Annotated in this window: 16 protein-coding genes; 10 read left to right on the top strand and 6 right to left on the bottom strand. The window is 53.4% G+C overall.

The features are described from left to right. Positions 1–60: 60 nt before the first annotated feature. The 4 genes from aspA (at position 61) to BOC67_RS17865 (ending at position 5247) form a co-directional block, all read left to right on the top strand. A complete protein-coding gene (gene aspA / locus BOC67_RS17880) occupies positions 61–1464 on the top strand; it encodes an aspartate ammonia-lyase (protein WP_291912028.1) in 1404 nt (467 codons plus the stop codon). Positions 1465–1478: 14 nt separating this feature from the next. After that, positions 1479–2627, top strand: a complete 1149-nt coding sequence (locus tag BOC67_RS17875; protein ID WP_291912027.1) for a type II asparaginase — start codon at positions 1479–1481, stop codon at positions 2625–2627. 43 nt (positions 2628–2670) lie between these two features. Beyond that, positions 2671–4011 (top strand): anaerobic C4-dicarboxylate transporter, encoded by a 1341-nt coding sequence (locus tag BOC67_RS17870; RefSeq protein ID WP_291912026.1) that lies wholly within the window; start codon positions 2671–2673, stop codon positions 4009–4011. Positions 4012–4080: 69 nt separating this feature from the next. Beyond that, on the top strand, positions 4081–5247 hold the full coding sequence (locus tag BOC67_RS17865) for a porin (protein WP_291912025.1): 1167 nt from the start codon (positions 4081–4083) through the stop codon (positions 5245–5247). A gap of 69 nt (positions 5248–5316) precedes the next feature. On the opposite strand, the gene BOC67_RS17860 is transcribed toward BOC67_RS17865, so the two are convergent. Continuing rightward, on the bottom strand, positions 5317–7740 hold the full coding sequence (locus BOC67_RS17860) for an MG2 domain-containing protein (protein ID WP_291912024.1): 2424 nt from the start codon (positions 7738–7740) through the stop codon (positions 5317–5319). Positions 7741–7866: 126 nt separating this feature from the next. Between BOC67_RS17860 and BOC67_RS17855 the strand changes: the two genes are divergently transcribed. Then, positions 7867–9102 (top strand): NAD(P)/FAD-dependent oxidoreductase, encoded by a 1236-nt coding sequence (locus BOC67_RS17855; RefSeq protein ID WP_291912023.1) that lies wholly within the window; start codon positions 7867–7869, stop codon positions 9100–9102. A gap of 79 nt (positions 9103–9181) precedes the next feature. On the opposite strand, the gene BOC67_RS17850 is transcribed toward BOC67_RS17855, so the two are convergent. Further along, entirely contained in the window at positions 9182–9811 is a 630-nt protein-coding gene (locus tag BOC67_RS17850) for a deoxynucleoside kinase (protein WP_291912022.1), read from the bottom strand. Positions 9812–9821: 10 nt separating this feature from the next. Further along, positions 9822–10301 (bottom strand): 2-amino-4-hydroxy-6-hydroxymethyldihydropteridine diphosphokinase, encoded by a 480-nt coding sequence (folK, locus tag BOC67_RS17845; protein WP_291912021.1) that lies wholly within the window; start codon positions 10299–10301, stop codon positions 9822–9824. An 86-nt stretch (positions 10302–10387) separates the two neighbouring features. Between folK and sppA the strand changes: the two genes are divergently transcribed. From sppA to BOC67_RS17820, 5 genes are all read left to right on the top strand, one after another. Then, positions 10388–12145, top strand: coding sequence for a signal peptide peptidase SppA (gene sppA, locus BOC67_RS17840; protein ID WP_291912020.1), 1758 nt, complete (start codon positions 10388–10390; stop codon positions 12143–12145). 105 nt (positions 12146–12250) lie between these two features. Next, on the top strand, positions 12251–13357 hold the full coding sequence (locus BOC67_RS17835; RefSeq protein ID WP_291912019.1) for an ABC transporter permease: 1107 nt from the start codon (positions 12251–12253) through the stop codon (positions 13355–13357). A gap of 39 nt (positions 13358–13396) precedes the next feature. Continuing rightward, positions 13397–13930, top strand: a complete 534-nt coding sequence (locus tag BOC67_RS17830) for an SRPBCC family protein (RefSeq protein WP_291912018.1) — start codon at positions 13397–13399, stop codon at positions 13928–13930. A 3-nt stretch (positions 13931–13933) separates the two neighbouring features. Next, positions 13934–14473: an SRPBCC family protein gene (locus BOC67_RS17825; RefSeq protein ID WP_291912017.1), complete on the top strand. Its 540-nt coding sequence runs from the start codon at positions 13934–13936 to the stop codon at positions 14471–14473. Between the two features lie 101 nt (positions 14474–14574). Further along, positions 14575–15069 carry a DUF2911 domain-containing protein gene (locus tag BOC67_RS17820; RefSeq protein ID WP_291912016.1) on the top strand — a complete coding sequence of 165 codons (495 nt, stop codon included), beginning with the start codon at positions 14575–14577 and terminating at the stop codon, positions 15067–15069. Between the two features lie 98 nt (positions 15070–15167). On the opposite strand, the gene bioA is transcribed toward BOC67_RS17820, so the two are convergent. The 3 genes from bioA to BOC67_RS17805 form a co-directional block, all read right to left on the bottom strand. Beyond that, positions 15168–16445 carry an adenosylmethionine--8-amino-7-oxononanoate transaminase gene (bioA, locus tag BOC67_RS17815; protein ID WP_291912015.1) on the bottom strand — a complete coding sequence of 426 codons (1278 nt, stop codon included), beginning with the start codon at positions 16443–16445 and terminating at the stop codon, positions 15168–15170. Positions 16446–16498: 53 nt separating this feature from the next. Then, a complete protein-coding gene (locus tag BOC67_RS17810) occupies positions 16499–19045 on the bottom strand; it encodes an ATP-binding protein (protein ID WP_291912014.1) in 2547 nt (848 codons plus the stop codon). Between the two features lie 373 nt (positions 19046–19418). Further along, a complete protein-coding gene (locus tag BOC67_RS17805; RefSeq protein WP_291912013.1) occupies positions 19419–21368 on the bottom strand; it encodes an LTA synthase family protein in 1950 nt (649 codons plus the stop codon). Between the last annotated feature and the right edge of the window lie 77 nt (positions 21369–21445).

The raw sequence follows: 21445 nt of genomic DNA, 5'->3' as shown, positions 1-21445 counted from the left end.
TTTGTTAACTGTCATTGTTGTAAAAGCATTTACCTTCCTGTTTTAAATCTTTTAAACATTATGTCAAAAAGAATCGAACATGATTTCCTGGGTGAAATGGAAATCCCACAGGATGTTTACTATGGTATCCAAACCCTCAGAGCGCTGGAAAATTTCCATATTACCGGTATTCCTTTGAAAGTGGAACCCCTGTTTGTACAAGCCCTGGGTTATGTGAAGAAGGCCGCCGCTATGGCGAATCGCGACCTCGGCGTACTGGATAAAACTATTGCGGAATACATCATTAAAGCGAGTGACCGTGTGATCAGCGGTGAGTTTAACGACCAGTTTCTCAGCGATCTGATTCAGGGCGGCGCAGGTACTTCCGTTAACATGAACGCGAATGAAGTTATCGCTAACGTGGCCCTGGAAATGATGGGTAAGAAGAAAGGCGAGTATGAATTTTGCCACCCCAACAACCACGTCAACTGCTCACAATCCACTAACGACGCATATCCTACGGCTTTCCGCATTGCGCTGATCAATAAGCTGACCAGCTACAAACAAACGCTGGCCGAGCTGGGGCAGGCCTTCGAAGCCAAAGGCAACGAATTCAGCAACGTGCTGAAAATGGGCCGTACCCAATTGCAGGATGCCGTGCCTATGAGCATGGGCGATGAATTCCGCGCCTTCGCTACCAACCTCGGGGAAGAAGTGCCAAGGGTGGAAGACAGCAAGCGCCTGATCTCCGAGATCAACATGGGCGCTACTGCCATCGGTACCGGGGTGAATGCACCCAAAGGGTATTCCGAACTGGTAACAAAATACCTGCGTGAAGTAACCGGCCTGGAACTGTCGCTGGCGGCGGACCTGATCGAGGCTACCTACGATACCGGCGCGTACGTACAACTCTCCGGTGTGCTGAAACGCACTGCGGTAAAGGTTTCTAAAATATGTAACGACTTGCGCCTGCTCTCCTCCGGACCACGCACAGGGCTAAACGAAATTAACCTGCCGCCGATGCAGCCGGGATCTTCCATCATGCCGGGTAAAGTAAATCCTGTTATTCCGGAAGTGGTTAACCAAACGGCGTTCTACGTGATCGGGGCGGACCTTACCGTGACGCTGGCCGCGGAAGCCGGACAATTACAGCTCAATGTAATGGAGCCGGTACTGGCATTCTCCCTCTTTACCGCCATCTCCTACATGACCAATGCATGCAGAACCCTCAAGGATAAATGCGTAGTGGGCATCACCGCCAATGCCGAACATACCCGGCAAATGGTGATGAACAGCATCGGCATCGTTACGCAGCTGAACCCTGTTATCGGCTATGAAAAATCCGCAGGCGTGGCCCGCGAAGCCCTGGAAACAGGTAAGTCCGTGCACGACCTGGTGGTGAAAGAGAAGAAGTATATCACCCAGGAAAAATGGGATGAGATCTTCACTTTCGACAACCTGATCCGACCTCAATTCATCCAATAAAAACTATAACAGGTATGTTACGTTCTTCTGTTTTCGTTTATGGCTTACTGTTAGCCTGCATGACGGGTATTTTCCAGGTAACGCCCATGGAGGCACAGGCACAAAAGAAAAAGAAACAACGGGCAGCAACTACCTCCGCAGCGGGCGTCGCCACCCGCCCTGAAAAAAATAAAAACCTGCCTAATATAGTTATCCTGGCTACTGGTGGCACCATAGCCGGCGCCGGCGCTTCAAGCGTTGCCGCCGGCTACACCGCCGGGAAGTTGCCCATCGAAGACCTCCTCAGCGCCGTACCGGAAGCCAATAAAGTGGCCAACCTCGAAGGCGAACAGGTAGCCTCGGTAGGCAGCCAGGCCATGACGGACAGCGTATGGCTCAAACTCGCCAAACGGGTGAACGAGCTGCTGCAAAGCGCTGAGGTGGACGGCGTAGTGATCACCCACGGAACGGACACCCAGGGCGAAACCGCCTTCTTCCTCGATCTCACCGTTAAATCAGACAAGCCGGTAGTACTGGTAGGCGCCATGCGCTCCGCTACCGCCATCTCCGCGGATGGCCCCAAAAACCTCTATGACGCCATCGTGGTAGCGGCCAATAAATCTTCCGCCGGCAGGGGAGTGCTGGTAGCCATGAATGAAGAGATTTTCTCCGGGCGGGAAGTAAACAAAATGAATACCACCAGCACCGCTACCTTCCAGGCGCCAAACACCGGCCCGCTGGGCTATGTGTTTGACGGCAAGGTAGCCTGGTATCATGCCACGTTACGCAAGCATACCACGCAAACCATCTTCGACGTCAGCCAGGTGAATGAGCTGCCGAAAGTGGACATCCTCTATGGCTACTCCAACCCCGATCCCACGCTGGTAGACTGCCTGGTAAACAACGGTACCAAAGGCATCGTCATCGCGGGGGTAGGCAACGGGAACCTTTACCCCACCGTAGAAACGAAAGTAAAGCAGGCCACGGCCAAAGGCATTGTGGTAGTGAGAGCGGCGAGAGTGGCCAGCGGCCGCGTGACGCTCAACGGCGAAACAAATGACAAAGCCCTCGGCACGATTGTTTCAGATGACCTCAACCCCGAGAAAGCAAGAGTATTGTTACAATTGTCATTGCTGAAAACTTCCGACCCTGCCACCATCCAGGGATACTTTTTCGAATACTAGCCTGTTCCGTAGTATTTAATATCACTGTTTATATTCATTAGCTATGATCTGGATCCAGTTTGCCATTTTATTAATGGCTATTTTGATCGGTGCGCGCATGAAAGGCATTGGCCTTGGTGTGATGGGCATGGTGGCGCTCATGATATTCGTATTTGTTTTCCGCATGGCCCCGGCCGATCCGCCGATCGACGTGATGCTGATCATCCTGTCCGTAGTGAGTACAGCGGCCACCCTGCAGGCTGCCGGCGGTATGGAATACATGGTGCGCCTGGCGGAAAAGGTGCTGCGCAGCAAGCCTTCCCTGATTGTGCTGATAGCTCCGTTCACTACTTTCGTCTTCTCCGTATTTGCCGGCACGGCGCATATCACTTACTCCCTGCTGCCCATTATCGCAGAGGTATCCACCAAAAAACGGATCCGCCCGAAAAGAGCGTTGAGCATTTCCGTGATCGCTTCCCACCTCGCCGTTACGGCCAGCCCTATTTCCGCGGCCACCGCGGCGCTGGTATCCATCCTGGGCGGGGCGGTCAGTTTGCCGCAGGTGATCATGGTGAGCATTCCCGCCTGCATCGTCGGCATCCTGTGCGGCGTGGCAGTGTGCTGGAAGAAGGGCGTAGAGCTGGAAAAGGACCCGGTATTCCTGGAAAAGATGAAAGACCCTGAATTTGCCCGCAGCATCGACCTTGATACTTCCGCTACCAGGGAGCCGTTGAAGCCCGGCGCAAAAACAGCCGTCGCGATATTTGGTTTGGCCGTACTGCTGATTGTGCTGGTAGGAGCTTTCCCTAAAATGCTGCCTACGTTTGAACCGGGGCATGCCAACCTCGCCATCAATAACCTCGGCAATATCAAAATGGCTGCCATGATTGAGCTGATCATGCTCAGCGCGGCCGCTGCTATCATGATCTTCACCAAAACCACTGCGGAAGCGGTTTCCAAAGCCAGCCTGTTCACCGCAGGCGCGGTGGCGGTTATCTCTGTATTCGGCGTGGTGTGGATGAGCGCTACGTTCATGCAAACCAACCAGGTTATTATCGAGGGCGCCCTGGGCAATATGGTGCGCTCCGCGCCATGGACGTTTGCCATCGCCATCTTCCTCCTGAGCATGTTGCTCTTCAGCCAGGCTGCCACTACCCAGGCGCTGGCCCCGCTGGGCCTCTCGCTCGGTATTAGTCCGGCGCACCTGGTGGCGATGTTCCCCGGGGCCAACGGCGACTTTATTTTACCCGGCTATCCTACACTGCTGGCGGCCATTAACTTTGACCGCACTGGCAGTACGCATATAGGTAAGTTCCTCGTCAACCACAGCTTTATGATTCCCGGTTTAGTGGCAGTGGGCATGTCGGTGGCGGCGGGGTTTTTCTTTGCAGGTATTTTCCTGTAAGGAGCTGCAGGCAGCTTTCAGTAAGTAATCATTAATAACCATCCTTCATGTACCCTTAATCTAACGTAAATGCGTACACGTAACCGGCTATTACCCATCCTGTTGCTGCTGCCCTTCGTTGCGGCCGCGCAGCAGCAGGAAGCGCAGGATACTATCTTCAAACCCCTGATTAATACCTCCAAGGCTACCCTGTTGCAAAACATTGACCTGATCGCGAATATGCGCTTTGCCGAACGTAACCAGTTCGTCAACGGTACCTTCACCAACGCCAGGTTTGTGAACGAGCAGTTCCGCCTGGAAATCAGGGGCAAGGTAACGGACAAGCTGTACTTCCGCTTCCGCGACCGCTATACCCGCGATCCGGAAACCCAGTCAATTGATAATATCAGTCGCTCTACTGACCTGGCGTACCTCCGCTTTGACCCCACCGAACACTGGAAGATTTACGCCGGTAAGCTCTGTGCAGATTGGGGCGGGTACGAATTTGACGCCAACCCGATCGACATCTACGAATATTCCGACATCATCGAGTATGCGGATAACTTCCTCACCGGCGCCGGCTTTGGCTGGCTGCCCAATAAGCAGCACGAGTTCACCGTACAGTTGCTGAACAGCCGCACCAAATCCTTCTACGAAATTTATGACACCATTCCCGGTATCGACGAGGCGAAGTTTCCTTTCGCCGCAGTGGCCAACTGGCGGGGGAGCTTTGCAGGCGGCAAGTTCCAGACGATTTGGTCGTACAGCATTTTTAAGGAAGCCACCCAGCAGTACATGAACTATTTCGCTTTCGGTAACCAGCTGCAGCTAAAGGGCTTCCGCCTGCAGTACGATTTTAAACTCAGCCTCGAAAACCTGGACCGCAAGATGATTGTAACGGATATGGTGCGCAGCCGCCTGCACACCACCGCCCAGCAGGCGCGCTACATGAGCCACTGGGTCAGCGCGGATGTGCAGCTGAGTAAGATCGTGCATCTGGCCTTCCAGGGCATGGTGGACTTTGCCTACTGGGATGGCAACCCTGACCCCGCCGCTCCTGCCAAATTACGCACCGCCTGGGGCTATATCCCGGGTATAGAAGTCTATCCGCTCAGGGATGTGAACCTGCGCGTATTCTGCAATATGGTAGGGCGTATCTACCGGCATTCCGATTATGCCAAAATTGTACTGGGGCTGGCCAACCATGATAACTACCGCTTTTCCATCGGCATTGTAACGCCGTTGATCGTATTATAACCTGCAATTGTAAAACTAAAAAGGAGCGGCCTTATGGCCGCTCCTTTGTGTATATAGATGGGAATCATCCTAGAATTCCTGTTCGAGGTGCCCTACGGAACCGTCTTCCGCCATACCTTCCACCACCATCCTGAATTTCTTCGTGAAATCGTTGTTGTAGAATTCAATGTTGGCGGTATGCGTGAGCGTATCTACCGTTACGTTCGGATTCCAGTAAAGCGTCAGGCGTTTATCAGGCAGCGCATGTACTTCTTTTTTCACACTGTAATCCGGTGAGTAGAACTGCTTCACAATCGCATAACCGGCTTTTTTATAGAGTTCAAAACCGCGGATGCTCGGATCGTTCTGCGGTACGTTATCGCCGCCCTTCTTCGTGTAGATGGCGATAGCGCCGTTTGCGCCTCCGATGCCCATAAACGGCGGGCGGATCACTTTAATGAGCGCAATGTCCGTCACCGGCAGGGAGGAGAGCATGGAAATATCCGTCTGCATTTCGTTCAGGTATAAGCCCGGAGCGCCGCCACGCCAGCTGATAGACGGGTTGTTGATATCCCCCGTGATTTGGAGGCCCGCTACTTTGGATTGCAGGTACTGGAACACGTTCATAGCAATCGGCGTTTCTTTCGTAAGGTCGAAGGTAATACCATCGCCGCCGGCAAACATCCCGCTCACATAGCGCTTCTCCGTGGTTTCCTGCGGCTTTTCCTTCTTCGCATTTACGTTCACCTCTTTGAGGTACACCATCTTGTTATTGATAGCGCGGTTTACCTTGTTGCTTTCCGCCGCGTTGGCGAGGAAGGATTTCAGGGCCGTGTTATCGATGGGCGGCGGTACCCGCAGCGGGGAAGGCAGTTTGATCAGGGAAGGCTTTTCAAAGAAGTGGTTGTTGAATTTAACGCTGACGTCTTTGTTCTTCTTCGCGATATCATTACCCTGGTAGTAGATGTAGGCCGTATCCGGGAACACCATGCCGGTGATGTGGAACTCTCCTTTTTCATCTACAGGGGCCTGGGCAAAGAGGCTGGAGCTATCAGCCGGCACTTTGATGATCATGTCGATCTGCCCGTTGGTGAGCGGGCGGCCCGTGCCGGACAGCGCTTTACCGTCCATGGAAAGGCCCTGTTCGTACGGGTATTTGATTTGCGGGTAATCGTTGTTCAGGATCTTTTCCCAGCTGAAACGGGTCCAGCCGTTGGTGAGCATCACCAGGTCCAGCGCCTGCAGCGTTTGCGCGGAATCGTTCCGGAAGTACCAGGCAGGGTTGTACACAAAGCCCTTGATGTCCGAAGTGAGCAGCAGGTTGGAGATGATGTTGTTCACATTTTTTGACTCCACAGGTACCGCATCCGCGTCTGTAATCGATACGGAGATGCTGGTATTGATCGTATCCGGGAGGCGTAACACCAGGGTGTTCTTCGTCCTGGCGTCGCGGTGGATATCGGATTCCAGCACATCCATTTGCAGGAGATCGTTTTTCCGCACGAACACCAGGCGTTGCGCAACGGGCAAGCCGGATTTGGTGAAGAGGGACAGCTGCAGGATACCGGAAGGAATATTGTTGGCCGGAATGAAGCCGCTGATGCGGCCATCGGCTACATCCAGGTTGGCTTTATATACCATCTGCTGGTTCATCTGCGCGAGTACCAGCAGCTGATTCAGGCTGGTATCGTTATCCGGGCCGGCAACGGCCTGGTAGAATATCCGGGAGCCTTTGTTATAAACTTTCAGCGTTACGCCTTTGGTTTGCGCGGCCGGCAGGTCAATGGTTTTGGACTGGCCTTTGGCGCTCTTCACTACGGCCTGGTATGTTTCCCCGGCAGCCGGCGTATAGTCGAAGCTGCCCATACCGTCGTGAATGGATTTGATCACGGCCGTTTGTTCTCCCTTGCCGTTCTTCACCGTACCGGTTACCTCGATGGGATAACCGTTCTGGTCAATGGCTTTGAAGGCAACCGTATTTCCCTGGCCTGCGATGGCGTTACCGCCCTCGGGGAAAAACTGCACGGAAAAGTCCTGCGCAACGGTATCCGCATCAGGCGTTACTTTTTTGGCAGGGTCGAATATTTCGAAATTTTTCGTGAAGAAGAAGGCAGGGTCGAAGTTGTTCATCCAGGCGGTGTAAGCGCGGATCTGGTAGGTACCGGGTTTTTGCGTTTCAGGCAGTTCAAACGCCCCGGGCGACATACCACCACCGGCGGCGAAGAGTTTCTTCTGAATAATATTGTTATTCTTGTCCAGCAGTTCTACGTAAAGGTTAGTGGCCTGGGTAGAGGGAAGGCCCTGCAGGGTGATGTATGCCCGGAACCAGATGGTTTCGCCGGCGGCATAGTAGTCTTTGTCCATATGAAGGTACACTTTCTCCTGCGGGTAGCGCCTCACAAATTGCTCCAATGCTTTAACGATGCGGTCCGACCAGTCATCCGGCGGCGGCGCAATGAAAGCCATTGCGGTTACAACTCCTGTCAGCAGCGCTATTGGAAGTTTCCATTTCATGGTTGTCGATTTATCTACAAATTACTAATTAGTCTTAATTGTCCTAAGGAATCCTTAAAAATAGCAAGTTCAAAAGATTAAAGTTATTATTGCGCGAAATACTGGATTTTTTTTAACAAGATTTTAATGAGTTCCAAGGGAAAACGACTGGTAGTGACAGGCGGCGGCGCCGCCGGATTTTTTTGCGCGGTGAATGCGGCCCGTATGAACCCCGGCCTGGAAGTATGGCTGCTGGAAAAAACCGGCAAGCTGTTATCCAAGGTAAAAGTAAGTGGGGGCGGGCGTTGTAACGTTACCCACGACGCGCCTGACATCGCGTATATGGCTAAGCGTTATCCCCGTGGAGGCAACTTTGTAAAGAAGGCCTTCGGGCAGTTCTTTGTGCCGGATACCATCCAGTGGTTCGGGGAAAGGGGCGTGAAGCTGAAAGCGGAAGAGGACGGGCGCATGTTTCCCGTTACGGATTCCTCCCAAACGATCATCGATTGCCTCCTTGGCGAGGCGGATAAATACCTTGTCAATATCCGTACAAACGTGGAGGTGCTGGCCCTTGCACGTGCCGCAGATGGCCGCTGGCGGCTGACGTTAAGCCAGGGCCCTGCCATGGATGCCGATTTTGTGTGCATCGCTGCCGGCGGCTATGCCCAGGAAGGGAAGTTTCAGTGGCTCAAACAACTCGGGCATACCATTGTGCCGCCTGCGCCTTCCCTGTTTACCTTCAATATGCCCGGCCATCCCATCACGCAGCTGATGGGCGTAGCTACCCAGGCCAGCATCCGGATTGCCGGCACCAAACTGCAGCAGGAAGGCCCGCTGCTGATCACGCATTGGGGAATGAGCGGCCCCGCCGCCCTGCGCTTATCCGCCTGGGGCGCCAGGGAGTTGCAGGAAATGCAGTACACCTGCACCGCCATCGTCAACTGGGCGCCGGCGTATAACGAAAACAGCCTGCGGGAAGCCTGGCAATCCCTGCGCTTTGAGCTGGGCAAACAAAAAATTTACAACCGGAATCCCTTCCAGCTGCCGCAGCGCCTCTGGCATTTTTTACTGCAACAGGCAGGCATAGGGGAGGAACTCCGCTGGGCGGACGTGCCGGCAAAAGAGCAGAACAAGCTGCAGAAAATGCTGGTGGCCATGGAGTTTCCGGTGAAAGGCAAAACTACTTTCAAGGAAGAATTTGTAACCTGCGGCGGCGTGGCGTTAAACGAAATTGATCCCGCCACGATGCAGAGCAGGGTTGCGCCGGGGCTCTATTTTGCAGGGGAGGTAATGGATGTGGATGGGATCACCGGCGGTTTTAATTTCCAGCATGCCTGGACCAGCGGCTACATTGCTGCAAAGCATATTACCGGAACACCGTAAAAAAAGGCGGGGCCGTTGCCACGGCTCCGCCTGAACGAAAGTATGCTGGCCCGGACGATGCGGTACGCCTGCCGGGCAACTAGATCTTCATATAATTAACCCCCAACTCGTACTCCTCCTCGAGCGCTTCGAGCAATAACCGGAAGTCGTCCGGATTACGGAGGAAATCCATTTTCGTCATATCCACCATGAGCGTGCGTACAGGATGCTGCTTGATGTACTGCATATACATGTCGTGTACATTGAGCAGGTACTCATCCGGGATGGCCTGCTCGTACGGGCGGTTGCGGTGGCGGATGTTCTCCTGCACCTTGGATACCGGCGCATTCAGGTAAATCAGCAGGTCCGGCTGCACCAGCTGCGGATTGATGATATCAAAAAGTTTCTGGTAAAGGGCGTATTCTTCTTCCGGCAGGTTGATTTTGGCAAACAGCAGGCTTTTGATAAACAGGTAATCGGAAATGGTGCCGTTGGAAAACATATCTTCCGACTGCAGCATGTCCTTCAGTTGTTTATAGCGCTCCGCCATAAAGAACAATTCCAGCGGAAACGCGTACTGCTGCGGGCTTTTATAGAACAGGGGCAGGAAGGGGTTGTCCGCAAACTCTTCCAGGATCAGTTTGGATGAAAAATGTTTGGCGAGCATGCCGGCAACGGTGGTTTTACCGGCTCCTATATTTCCTTCTATCGTGATAAATTTATAGCGCATGTATCTTCTTTTATAATTTGTGGACCGGCGAATCGTCCGGGCAGGATTCCCATAACTGGCGCACCGTTTTATGCATCACCGGATGCAGGTAGTCCGGAATGATATCGTTCAGCGGCCCGAGTACAAACCGGCGCAGGTGCATGCGCGGATGCGGCACTTTCAGGTCTGGCAGGGAAATAATATCCCCGTTAAAAAATATCAGATCGATATCAATCACCCGCGAACCCCATTTCTCCTGCCGCACCCGGCCAATCGTCCGCTCTATTTCCAGCGTGCAGGTAAGCAGGCTATGCGCATCCAGTTCCGTGGCTATTTCCAGCCCCTGGTTAAGGTAATCCGGTTGATCGATCACCCCCCAGGGGGCCGTCTGGTACAAGGCAGATTGCTGTGCCACCCGGCCGGCTCTTTCACCGATCAGTTGAACGGCTCTCCGAAGGTTGCTTTCAGGATCTCCCAGATTGCCACCTATAAGTAATATTGCAGTATTCATGTATAAATCAGGTCCCAAAAGTAGCCATATTCCTTATTTTTGAAAAAAATGTATCTTTCCCAATAGTTTCATATTAACTCGACAACATGCGTTTTTTTAAAGTATTCTTTGCAGCCCTGTTGGCCTTGATCGTGTTCACCGCCATTGGAATGATAACCCTCATGGTGCTGATAGGAAAGGCAATAACCCCCGAAAAAGTGAGTCTTTCCCCAAACAGTGTATTGGTGCTGGAAACCGGCCAGGGATTCCTGGAACAGGAGCAGTCTAACCCGCTGGCCGGCTACCTGGGCGACCTGGAGACGGACGTTCCCGGCCTCTACGAAGCCATCCGTTTGATTGACCATGCCGCCGATGACGATAACATCAAAGGCATCTACCTGAAAATAAATGGCAACGGCAACGGGTTTGCCACCAATGAAGAACTGCGTAAAGCGTTACTGCAGTTCAAAAAATCCGGCAAATTCGTATATGCGTACGGGGAAGTAATTGACCAGGGCGCTTATTTCCTGGCCACCGCAGCGGATAAAGTGTACCTGAACCCCCACGGAGGCATGGACTTCAGAGGATTTGCCACCGAAATCATGTTCCTCAAAGGCGCGCTGGATAAACTCGAAATCAAACCTGAAATTTTCTACTGCGGCAAATTCAAAAGCGCTACAGAGCCCCTGCGGGAAACGAAAATGACGGACGCCAACCGCGAGCAAACTACCCTCTTCCTCGGTCAGCTCTACGGCAACTTCCTCAGCGGTATTGCCGCCAGCCGGAAAATAGATACCGCCACCCTGCACCGCTACGCCAACGAAGCCCTGATACAGGAGCCGGGCGATGCGCTGAAGTACAAGCTGGTGGATGGTTTGAAGTATGACGATGAAGTGACCGCCGAGCTGAAGTCAAAACTGAATATCAAGTCCGACGATAAGATCAACTTCGTATCCCTCTCCAAATACGACGACGCTACCACCCTCAGCAATGGGGACGGGGACAGCAAGATAGCCGTGATCTACGCGCAGGGCAACATCGTTTCCGGGGAAACGGATAAACCTAATTTCATCGCCAGCGATAATTACGTGCGCGACATCCGCAAGGTGCGGGAAGACAAGAACGTGAAAGCGCTCGTCTTCCGCGTGAACTCCGGCGGCGGCAGCGCCCTGGCGTCCGAAGTGATCTGGCGGGAACTGAGCCTGACCAAAAAGGTGAAGCCGGTGATCGTATCCATGGGCGACTATGCAGCCAGCGGCGGGTATTACATCTCCTGCATGGCGGATAGTATTTTCGCGGAACCCAATACCTTAACCGGTTCCATCGGGGTGTTCGGCGTGATGATGAACCTGTCCGACTTCTTCAAAAATAAACTGGGCGTTACTTTCGACGGGGTAAAAACAGCTACCTACGCGGACCTGGGCAGCACCGGCCGGCCTATGACCGATGCGGAAAGACAGCTGATCCAGAACAGCGTGGACGCTACCTATGCGACCTTCAAATCCAGGGTGGCTGCCGGCAGGAAGCTGCCCCCGGCCATTGTGGACAGCATTGCGCAGGGCCACGTATGGAGCGGTACGCAAGCGCTGCAACTCGGCCTGGTAGACCGTTTGGGCGGTATGGACGATGCCCTGGCATCCGCGGCCAAAATGGCCAAACTGAGCAATTTTAAAATAACGGAATACCCGGATGTGAAACCTTCCGTGAGCCGCCTGCTCCGCAATATGGGCGATAAAGTGAGCGCCCGTATGGTGAAAAAAGAGATGGGCGCAGATGAATATAAGACCTACCAGGAGCTGAAGGCCTTGAAGGACCTGCATGGCCAGGTGCTGGCGCGGATGCCGTTTGATTATATCATACGTTAACAGCGTTTAAAAAGATATGGGTAATTGGGAATTGCCGTCAGAAATGATGGTAATTCCCAATTTCTTTTTATGTAGTTTTACGCGGTTTTTAAAATTGCAGATCAGATGAATGGAGCTAAGTACAGTCAGTGGAGAGCGATGTTGGCCATTACGAAAGGTAGCCTGAGAGCGACTTTCAGAAGTCCGTCTTCCGTAGTTTTCAGCCTGGCCTTCCCACTGGTATTTATCCTGGTGTTTGGATTCATTGGAAACAGTACCGTATCTGTAAAGGTGGGTGTAGACCGCCATACAGACATCAATACCACCTATTTTAAGCAATTATCCGCCAATAAAACGCTGAAGCTCATTACGGACGACAGCGAGGCTGAAATGGCCGAAGACCTGAAGAAAGGCAACCTGGTGGCCATTTTGAACATTGAGCAGCAGCGCGCTGCGGACGGGCAGGAACATTACAACCTGCATGTTAAAACCTCTACCGCTACCGATCCCAATAAAAAAGGTATCCTGATGGCCGCTTTGCGCACCGTAACCGGGCAGCTGGACAGCCAGGCCTATCCCCGCCCATCCGTGGCCACCATCCTGCCGGAAGAGGTGCCGGGCCGTATTTACAAAACGATCGACTTCATTCTACCCGGCCAGCTGGGCTTTGCACTGATGAGCGGGGCCGTGTTTACCACCGCCTTCCTCTTCTTCGGGCTGCGCCAAACCCTGGTGCTGAAACGGTTTTTTGCCACGCCCATCAAACGGTTTTACATCGTATTGGCGGAAGCGCTGGGCCGTACGGTATTCCAGGTGATCAGCTCCATTGTGATCATCGCGCTGGGCCATTTTGCCTTCGGGTTTACGCTGGTGAACGGCTTTGTGACGTTTTTGGAAATGCTGGCATTGTCCGCCTTCGGCTGCCTGATATTCCTGGGCTTTGGCTTTATCGTGAGCGGCATAGCGAAAAACGAAAGCACCATCCCCCTGTTTGCCAACATCATTACCCTGCCGCAGTTCCTGCTGGCAGGCACCTTCTTCCCGATAGACTCCTTCCCATCCTGGCTGCAACCGGTCTGCCGGCTGATGCCGCTCACTTACCTGGCGGACGGGCTCCGCGAGGTAGCCTACGAAGGCAAGCACCTCTGGGATATCGGGTTCGACCTCGGCATCCTCACGCTCTGGGGGATCGTCGTGTATATCGTGGCCGTGAAAGTATTCCGGTGGGAGTAAGCGGGGCATTTGTTAGCTTTGTAGTATAAATCCCTGCACATGCAAGCCTTTTTCATCATATTGGGGGCGCTGATTGTATTGGTGCTGGCATTGTTCGTCATCAGCATGATTTTGCCCTCCACCGTGAAGGTGGAGCGTACGCTACAGATCCCTGCCAGCGCGGCTGTACTGTTCCCTTACGTCAATACCCTGAAAAACTGGGAGTTGTGGTCGCCCTGGCAGCAGATGGACCCGCAGCTGAAAATTACCTACGGCGAAAAGGCCAGCGGCGCAGGGGCCGGTTACAGCTGGGATAGCCGTAACCGCAACATCGGCAAGGGCAGCGTAGTGATCACCGTTTCCCGGCAGGATCAGTACATTGCTACCGAAACGGATTTTATGGCCATGGGAGTAGCCAAAGGTTACTTCCGGTTTGAACCCGTACCGGGCGGCACGGTAGTAACCTGGGGGATGGTGGCCGATATGGGCCAGCACCCCGTCCGCAAACTGATGGGGCTCATGATGGACAAATGGGTGGGAAAAGACTTCGAAAAAGGTTTACAAAACCTGGCAAAGATTAGCAGCAAAAAATAAACTATGAGATTTGTAAAATTAGGGATCATCAGTATCGTCGTATTCAGCACACTGATTTTCCTTGGCTCTTTATTACTGCCTTCCACGGCCGTGGTAGAACGTACCGGCGTAATCCAGGCGCCTATTGACACCGTTTACGCCCACATCGGCAACCTGAAAGCATGGGCGGACTGGAACCCCTGGTTTAAGCCGGATACCGCCGCCACCCTGCAGTTTTCCGAATCCGGCAGCGGCGCAGGCGCGTGGTACACGTGGACGGGTACACGCAGCAGCGGCAAGGTGACGGTGATTGACAGCGATCCGAAAAAAGGCATCCATTACAGCATGGATGTGAAAAATATGAAGCCGGTGGACGCGGGTATCGAACTGAAGCCCACGGCGGATGGCAAGGCTACCGCCATCTTCTGGCATATGCAAACGAAACTGGGCATGCTCCCCTGGTGGAAATTACGCGGGTTTATGGCCGACCGCATCTTCGGGCCCGCCATGGATAAGGGTTTGAACACCCTCAGTGCGATTTGTGAAGGGACGCATGAAAACTGATGGAGCTATTTTGCCATTAATCCATATTAACAATTTATTGCACTTATTATGATTAAATTGGCTAATCCTTCTAAACGCTAACTAAATAACGCACATCCAACATGAAACAGATCATCATGGCTACTTTCTTCGTTGCCACCGCAGCTTTGGCTTTCGGTCAGGAAAAGGCAAGAAAGAGCCCAAAAGTAACCGCTGAAGGTAAAGATATCAAAGTAGTGTATGGCCAGCCTTCCAAGAACGGAAGAGAGATCTTCGGTAAACTGGAACCATACGGAAAAGTTTGGCGCACCGGCGCTAACGAAGCTACGGAGATCACCTTCGCGAAAGATGTGAATTTCGGCGGCAAGCCCGTGAAAGCAGGCACTTACACCCTGTTTTCCATTCCTGATCCCAAAACCTGGACCGTTATCCTGAACAAGAAACTGGGCCAGTGGGGCGCTTACGATTACGAAAAGGTGAAAGACCAGAACGTAGCGGAAGTGAAAGTGGAACGTCAGGCGCTGTCTACCCCGGTAGAAAAGCTGACTTTCACACTGCCTGGAAATGCTGTGGTGTTTGAGTGGGATGATACGAAGATATCCGTTCCCGTGAAGTAGAAGCTGATAACAATTTTTTTTAGGGGGAGAGAATTAATGCTGCGGCATTGATCCTCTCCCCGTTCTTTTTACGTATATACGTCCGCGTTATGCCGTGGTCAAATGGTCGCCAATAGGTCGGCAATACACTGGTAAACGCTTTGCAATTGTTCCGCTGTAATGCAGTATGGCGGCAGGATGTAGAGGGTGTTCCCCAGCGGGCGCAGCATAACCCGGCGCTCCCGGAAGAAGCGGTGCAGCTGGTCCGCAATGTTATTCGTGTACCCGTCTGCGTTAGGGGTAATAATGTCGAACGCAAGAATGGTTCCCTGCAGCCGGGGCGCTTTTACTTTGGGCGACTCCCGCAGTTGTTGCAGGAACTGCGCATGCGCTTCGTGTATGCGTTGCCGGTTGGCGGCGCAGGCCGGATCGGTAAAGAGGTCCAGGCTGGCCAGCGCTACGGAGCAGGCCAGCGGGTTGGCTGTAAAGCTATGCCCGTGGAAGAGCGTTTTCAGTTTATCGTTGCTGAGGAAGGCTTCGTATATCCTGCTGGTGCAGGTGGTGACGCCCAGGGCCATGCTGCCGCCGGTCAATCCTTTGGAGAGGCACATCATATCCGGCTGGGTAGCGCAGTTTTCCATAGCGAAGTTTTTCCCCGTTCTGCCGAAGCCGGTCATTACTTCGTCCGCAATGAGCAGCACGCCGTTGGCTTGCAGCCAGGCCAGGAGGTTATCCAGCGGGGCGGCTTCGTACATCAGCATCCCGCCTGCTCCCTGTACGAGCGGCTCAAAGATGAATGCCGCGATGGCGCTGAGGTCCAGCGCTTCGATGGCGGCTTTCAGGGCATCCAGGTTGTCGTGCGCCGGCAGGTCAATGAAGTGAACTTCAAACAACAAATCATCGAACACGCGGGTAAACACGCTGCGGCCGCTTACGCTCATGGCGCCGAAGGTATCGCCGTGATAGGCGTTTTTGAAGGCGATGAATTTGTGGCGGCGCTGCCCTTTGTTATCCCAGTATTGGAGGGCCATTTTCAGGGCTACTTCCACGGCCGTGGAGCCATTATCCGAATAAAATACGCGTTTTTGGCCGGCAGGCAGCAGGGGGAGGAGGCGTTCGGCCAGTTCCACCGCGGGGGCGTGCGTGTAGCCGGAAAAGATGATATGTTGAAGCTGATAGGCTTGCCTGGACAGCATCTCAGCGATATGCGGATGTGCGTGGCCGTGAATATTTACCCACCAGCTGCTGGTGGCGTCGATGTAGGCATTGTCCTGGTCGTCGAACAGGAGGGCGCCTTCCCCGCGGGTGATCGCGATGGGCTGCGGCGCTGTTTGCATCTGCGTGTACGGATGCCAGATTACCTGCTGGTCACGGGCTGCTAAAGTCGGTTGCTGCATCGTCATTAATTTAGGTAGGCAGCGAAGGTACAACAACCGGCAATAATGCGCTACTACTCGTAGTATTTGGCGAGGGCCTTGTAGAGGTCAACGGCGGCGTAGGGTTTGGGCAGCAGGTCCGTTACGTGGAGGATGGCCAGCTTTTCCATGACATCCGGCATGATGTCCGCCGTGAGTACAATGATGAAAGCGTCCGGCTGTATCATTTTTATATGCGGGATGGCTTCGTAGCCGTTCATTTCGGGCATATGCAGGTCGAGGATAATGCCGTCAAAGGGTTGCTCCTTGAGGCGTTCCAACGCCTGTTTGCCGTTGGTGGCGGTGGTAATGCGGGCGCCAGATTTTTTGAGCTGCATTTCGATGATGCGGACGTTGATCACATTGTCTTCCACTACCAGCAGCTTCATGTTTTCCAGGAAGCCGGGCGGGAACTGTTGCGGGGTCTGTTGTTTTTTATGGAGTACAGGGATATCGAATCCAAGGGTGAAGTGGAAGGCGGAGCCTTTGCCCGGCGCGCTCTCTACGTGTATATGTCCCCGTTGTATTTCCACCAGTTTTTTCGTGATAGCGAGGCCCAGCCCGGTGCCGCCGTGGCGGCGGGTAGTGGCGGCTTCCGCCTGCACAAAGGTTTCAAAAACCTTGTCCTGCATTTCCGGCGGTATGCCGATGCCGGTATCCCGCACGGTGAACTGGATATGCGTGCGGTTGCCATGGCATTCCTGCTGGTGTACCTCTATGGATACGGAACCTTTCTGCGTGAATTTGATGGCGTTGTTGATCAGGTTATTGAGTATCTGCCCGAGGCGCACGGGATCGCCGAGGATGTTTTGCGGCAGGTCGTGATCCACGGCGGTGTACAGCTTGATGCCTTTGGCTTTGGCCAGGGGCTGGTAGTTGCTGGCGATGCCGTTGATGAATTCCGGCAGATGGATGGGAATATGTTCCAGCTCAATTTTGCCTGCTTCTATCTTGTTGAAGTCGAGTATATCGTTGATGAGGCCCAGCAGGTGTTTGGCGGAGAACTGCAGGCTCTGGATCACCTCCGCGTTTTCAGGCAGGTGGTTATCCTCCAGGATGCCGGCGATGCCGATGATGGCGTTCAGGGGCGTCCTGATTTCGTGGCTCATGACGGAGAGGAATTCGCTGCGCGCCTGCGCGGCTTTTTCCGCGCTTTCCTTGGCTTTGACCAATTCCATTTCCGTGAGTTTCTGGTTGGTGATATCCATGATGATACCCCTGAAATGGGTGATGATCCCGTTGGTGTAAACGGGGACGCCGACCGTCTTTACCCAGGTGGGCGTGCCTTTGGAGGAGATATGCCGGAGTTCCAGGCAATAGGGTTTATGGTGCTGGAAGAGGTTGCGCCGGGCTTCCTCAAATATGGGGCGGTCTTCCGGGTGGTAGAAGGAAGCGGAGCTTTCCAGGGTAATGGGGTAATCGTGCGGCACTTCCCTGAGTTCAAAAATCTGTTTGGTCCAGAATAATTCGGACGTGGCGGTGTTGAATTCCCAGCCGCCGATCGCCCCCATTTGCTGGCTGATGTTGAGCAGGTGGAGGTTTCGCTCCAGCTCTGCCTTCGTCTGCCGGAGGGCGATCTCGTCCTGCATCCTGGCGGTGATGTTTTTGATCATGATCAGGATGCGTTTGCCGGGGCCGTGGTGGTTTTTCAGGAGCGACATTTTCAATCCGTACCAGTTGTTGATTTCCTCCCGGATGTCGCGGTACTCATATTCCTGTGTTTCTCCGGTACGCAGGAGGGTGTCGGCCAGGTTATCGAACACCGGCGCCATGGAGCCCAGCGCTTCGGAGATGCTGCGGCCTATGATCTGGTCCTTGGGGTGAAAGAGGAGGCAGTCGTTACTACACCAGACTTTGGTGAAAACTTTCTGGTCGTTCATTTCCATCACGATGTCGTCCAGCGTGCCGATGAGCGCGTCGAGGTCGGCCCGTGTTTGCTGGTTCGCTTTTTCCGCCCTGTTCCGTTCTTTTTCCTCGTTATGGGCAAAGAGCAGCAGGGCATAGCTTTGTATCAGGGGCTGCAGCGTATCGATGATGGCAGGCGCGTATCCGCCGGGCCTGTTGCCCAGGCCGATGACGCCTAATATTTTATTATTGTAGATGACGGGGATGCCCAGGAAGGAGGTCAGCGCCAGGCATTGGTCCGGGTAGGCGGCAGCGCTCTCATCCGGTCCGGGCGCGTTGTTGATCAGGGGCGCGGCTTGCCTGATCACCTGTTTGGTGAGCGTGTCCATATTGAGGAATTCCAGCCCGTGCTCCTGGTCTTTGAAGTAGCGGCGTTTCATTTCCTGCAGGTAGCCTGCGGGCGCCGCGGCATGTAGTATGAGTTTGGGAATATGTTGATAGCTCATGGTCATTTCTCCGACGTAGCCGGTGGCGCTGCCTGTGATGGCAAGCAGGTTTTGAAGAAAGTGTTCGAGGGTGAGCGATAAATTTTTATGCAAAGCGAGTGTCTGGTGCATCTCGGAGAGGGAATCGAGGATGCCGGACAGCTGCTGTAATTTGTTTTTTAGCGCTGAAATTTCAGTAATATCTTCCACCGCCGCTTCAGGCAGCAATACAGGTAAAGTCGAGGCCAGCATGAGCGATCAAATTTTAGTTGAATGTTCTGGTTTCTCAGTTTTTCTGCTTGACTCGGAAAATCTCAGTTTTACGCTACTCGTGGGCAACGGTTACGATAAGGAAACAGGTGCGTCTTCAAATGGGTTAATCAGGTAAATAAATTTACTTAAAATATTTTCACAGCCAAGTTTATTTTTCGCACATGCGATGTGCAGATCCTGTGCAAATCAGGGATGTTTGTTGTAACAGTTTTGGGAGGGGATTACCCGCAAAGCAGGGATTGGCTGCTTTGCGGGTAGGGATTTAAAGTGTATAGCGGAGTTGTTGCTTGAGGGGCAATGCGGTTATCATTTACGCATGCCGCCTTTTCTGCTTTACCGGTAAACGGAAATACTATTTACGCATGCCGCCGTTCTTAAACAGCGTATAAGCAGTCTGGTAATTGGCGATGGCTTTGCGCAGCAGCACACTGTCCATCGGTTGCGGTTGCAGGTCGCCGGTGCTATCCTTCACATGAAACGTTTGCGCCTGGTGCTGCGGCCCGAGGATCATCAGCTTTCCGGGTTCCAGGTAGCCGAGCAGCTGATAGGTGCTGATCATGGCGCGTGGCTGGTAATCTGCGGCCAGTACATCCCTTCCGTACAGATTGGTGTTATAGGACCAATTGAGGATTCCTAACAAGGTTGGGTAGATGTCCAGCTGGGAGCACATCACGGGGATTTCGCGGGGCGCCTGGTTTGGCACGTTATACAGGATGCAGGGAATATGGTATTTATTCACTTCAATCTCGTTTTTACCCGCTACGCTGGCGCAGTGGTCTGCCACGAAGATGATGATGGTATTCTTAAACCAGGGCTTTTGCTGCGCCTGTTTCAGGAACTGGCCGATGGCGTAATCCGTGTACTGCACGGCGCCTTCGCGGCTGGTATGGGACGGTATGGCTACTTTTCCTTCCGGGTAGGTGTAGGGGCGGTGGTTGGAAACCGTCATCACGAAATCGAAGAAGGGTTTGCCGGCGGCGTACTTCTCATCGGCTTTCTGCAGTACGGCATGGTAGATGTCCTCGTCGCAAACGCCCCATGCATTCTCAAAATGTACGGCGCTGTCCGGGAAGTTGAACCGTTGCGTCGGGAAGTTGTCGCCCACCAGTCGGTGGCGCAGGCGGTCGTAAATATCAAAGCCATTGTTGCCGAAGAACTGGTTCATGTTATCGAAGTACCCATCGCCTCCGTAGAAGAAGGTACGGTCGTACCCGGCGTGGCCGAAGATGGTGCTGAGGCTGAAGAGTCCTTCGTTATGCTTGCGGCGCACGATGCTCTGGCCCGGCGTGGGCGGCACGGCGAGCGTCAGCGCTTCCATACCCCGCACGGTCCTGGTGCCGGTGGCGTACATGTTGGTAAAGAGGATGCTTTGTTTGGCAATGCTGTCCAGCACCGGCGTGATATGTTGCGTATTGCCGAAACGCTCCATGAAGGTGGCGCTGAAACTCTCGATCGTCACCATGATGACGTTGGGCTTTACGACCGTTCCGGTATCGGCAATGTGGCGGTATATGCTGGAACCATCTTCCAGGAATGTGGCGCCGTCCGATTGTAACAGCTGGCGCATGGCTGCAAACGCCGCTTTATCATCTTCCAGTAAATAATATTTATCGTAGGGCAGTTCATTATTGACGTAGGCGGAGCCGAAGCTGTAAATGCCGGCTTTTGAAAGCTCTTGCTGGTAGCGGTTTTTGCCTGTTTCCGCCCAGCTGTTGCTGACCAGGTAGAGGTGTAAGCCCGCAAAGGCGATGGTCAGGCCGGTGATAAGGAGCCGTACCCGCATAGGGGTGTTGGACTGGAAGCTGGCCCTGAATATACCTGCCCTGGCAGCGAGCCAGGTAAGCAGTGCGGTGCCGGCCAGTACGCCACCAATCAGCAGCGGCAGCGGATAGGATTGATTGATGTTGTTGATTACCTCGTAGGTGTAGAGGAGATAGTCGACGGCAATGAAGTCGAACCGTGCCTCATATTCCCCCCAGAAGGTGAATTCCGCAAAGAAGGAGAAAATGACGATGAGCAGGGCCAGGAAAAATCCGAAGTAGGTAAAGCCCTTGTTGAACCATGACTTATTCCATCGCTGCGGCAACAGCAGCAGGTACACGGAATAGGCAACGGTAAAGAATACGGCCACGCCGAGGTCAAATACCAAACCTTTTCCGAGTATGGAAAGGATGTTGAGGAAAGACAGGGAGGCAACAGGGAAGGCCCAGCATAATAGCGCTAATCGGACAATCGTGGACAGGATAAGGAATAAGGCAGTAAATCCGAACTGCACGGCATACCTGTTAGGTGTAGGTTTCATTATGAAAAATTGATGGGCGAAGGTAAGCTGTTAGATTAAATTTGAATTAATTTTTTTATGAGCGTAATGGGCGCGCC

The sequence above is a fragment of the Chitinophaga sp. CB10 genome (assembly GCA_001870995.2).
Lineage (GTDB): Bacteria > Bacteroidota > Bacteroidia > Chitinophagales > Chitinophagaceae > Chitinophaga.
The sequence above is the reverse complement of the archived record's forward strand: the minus strand, read 5'-3'. Positions and strand labels throughout refer to the sequence as shown.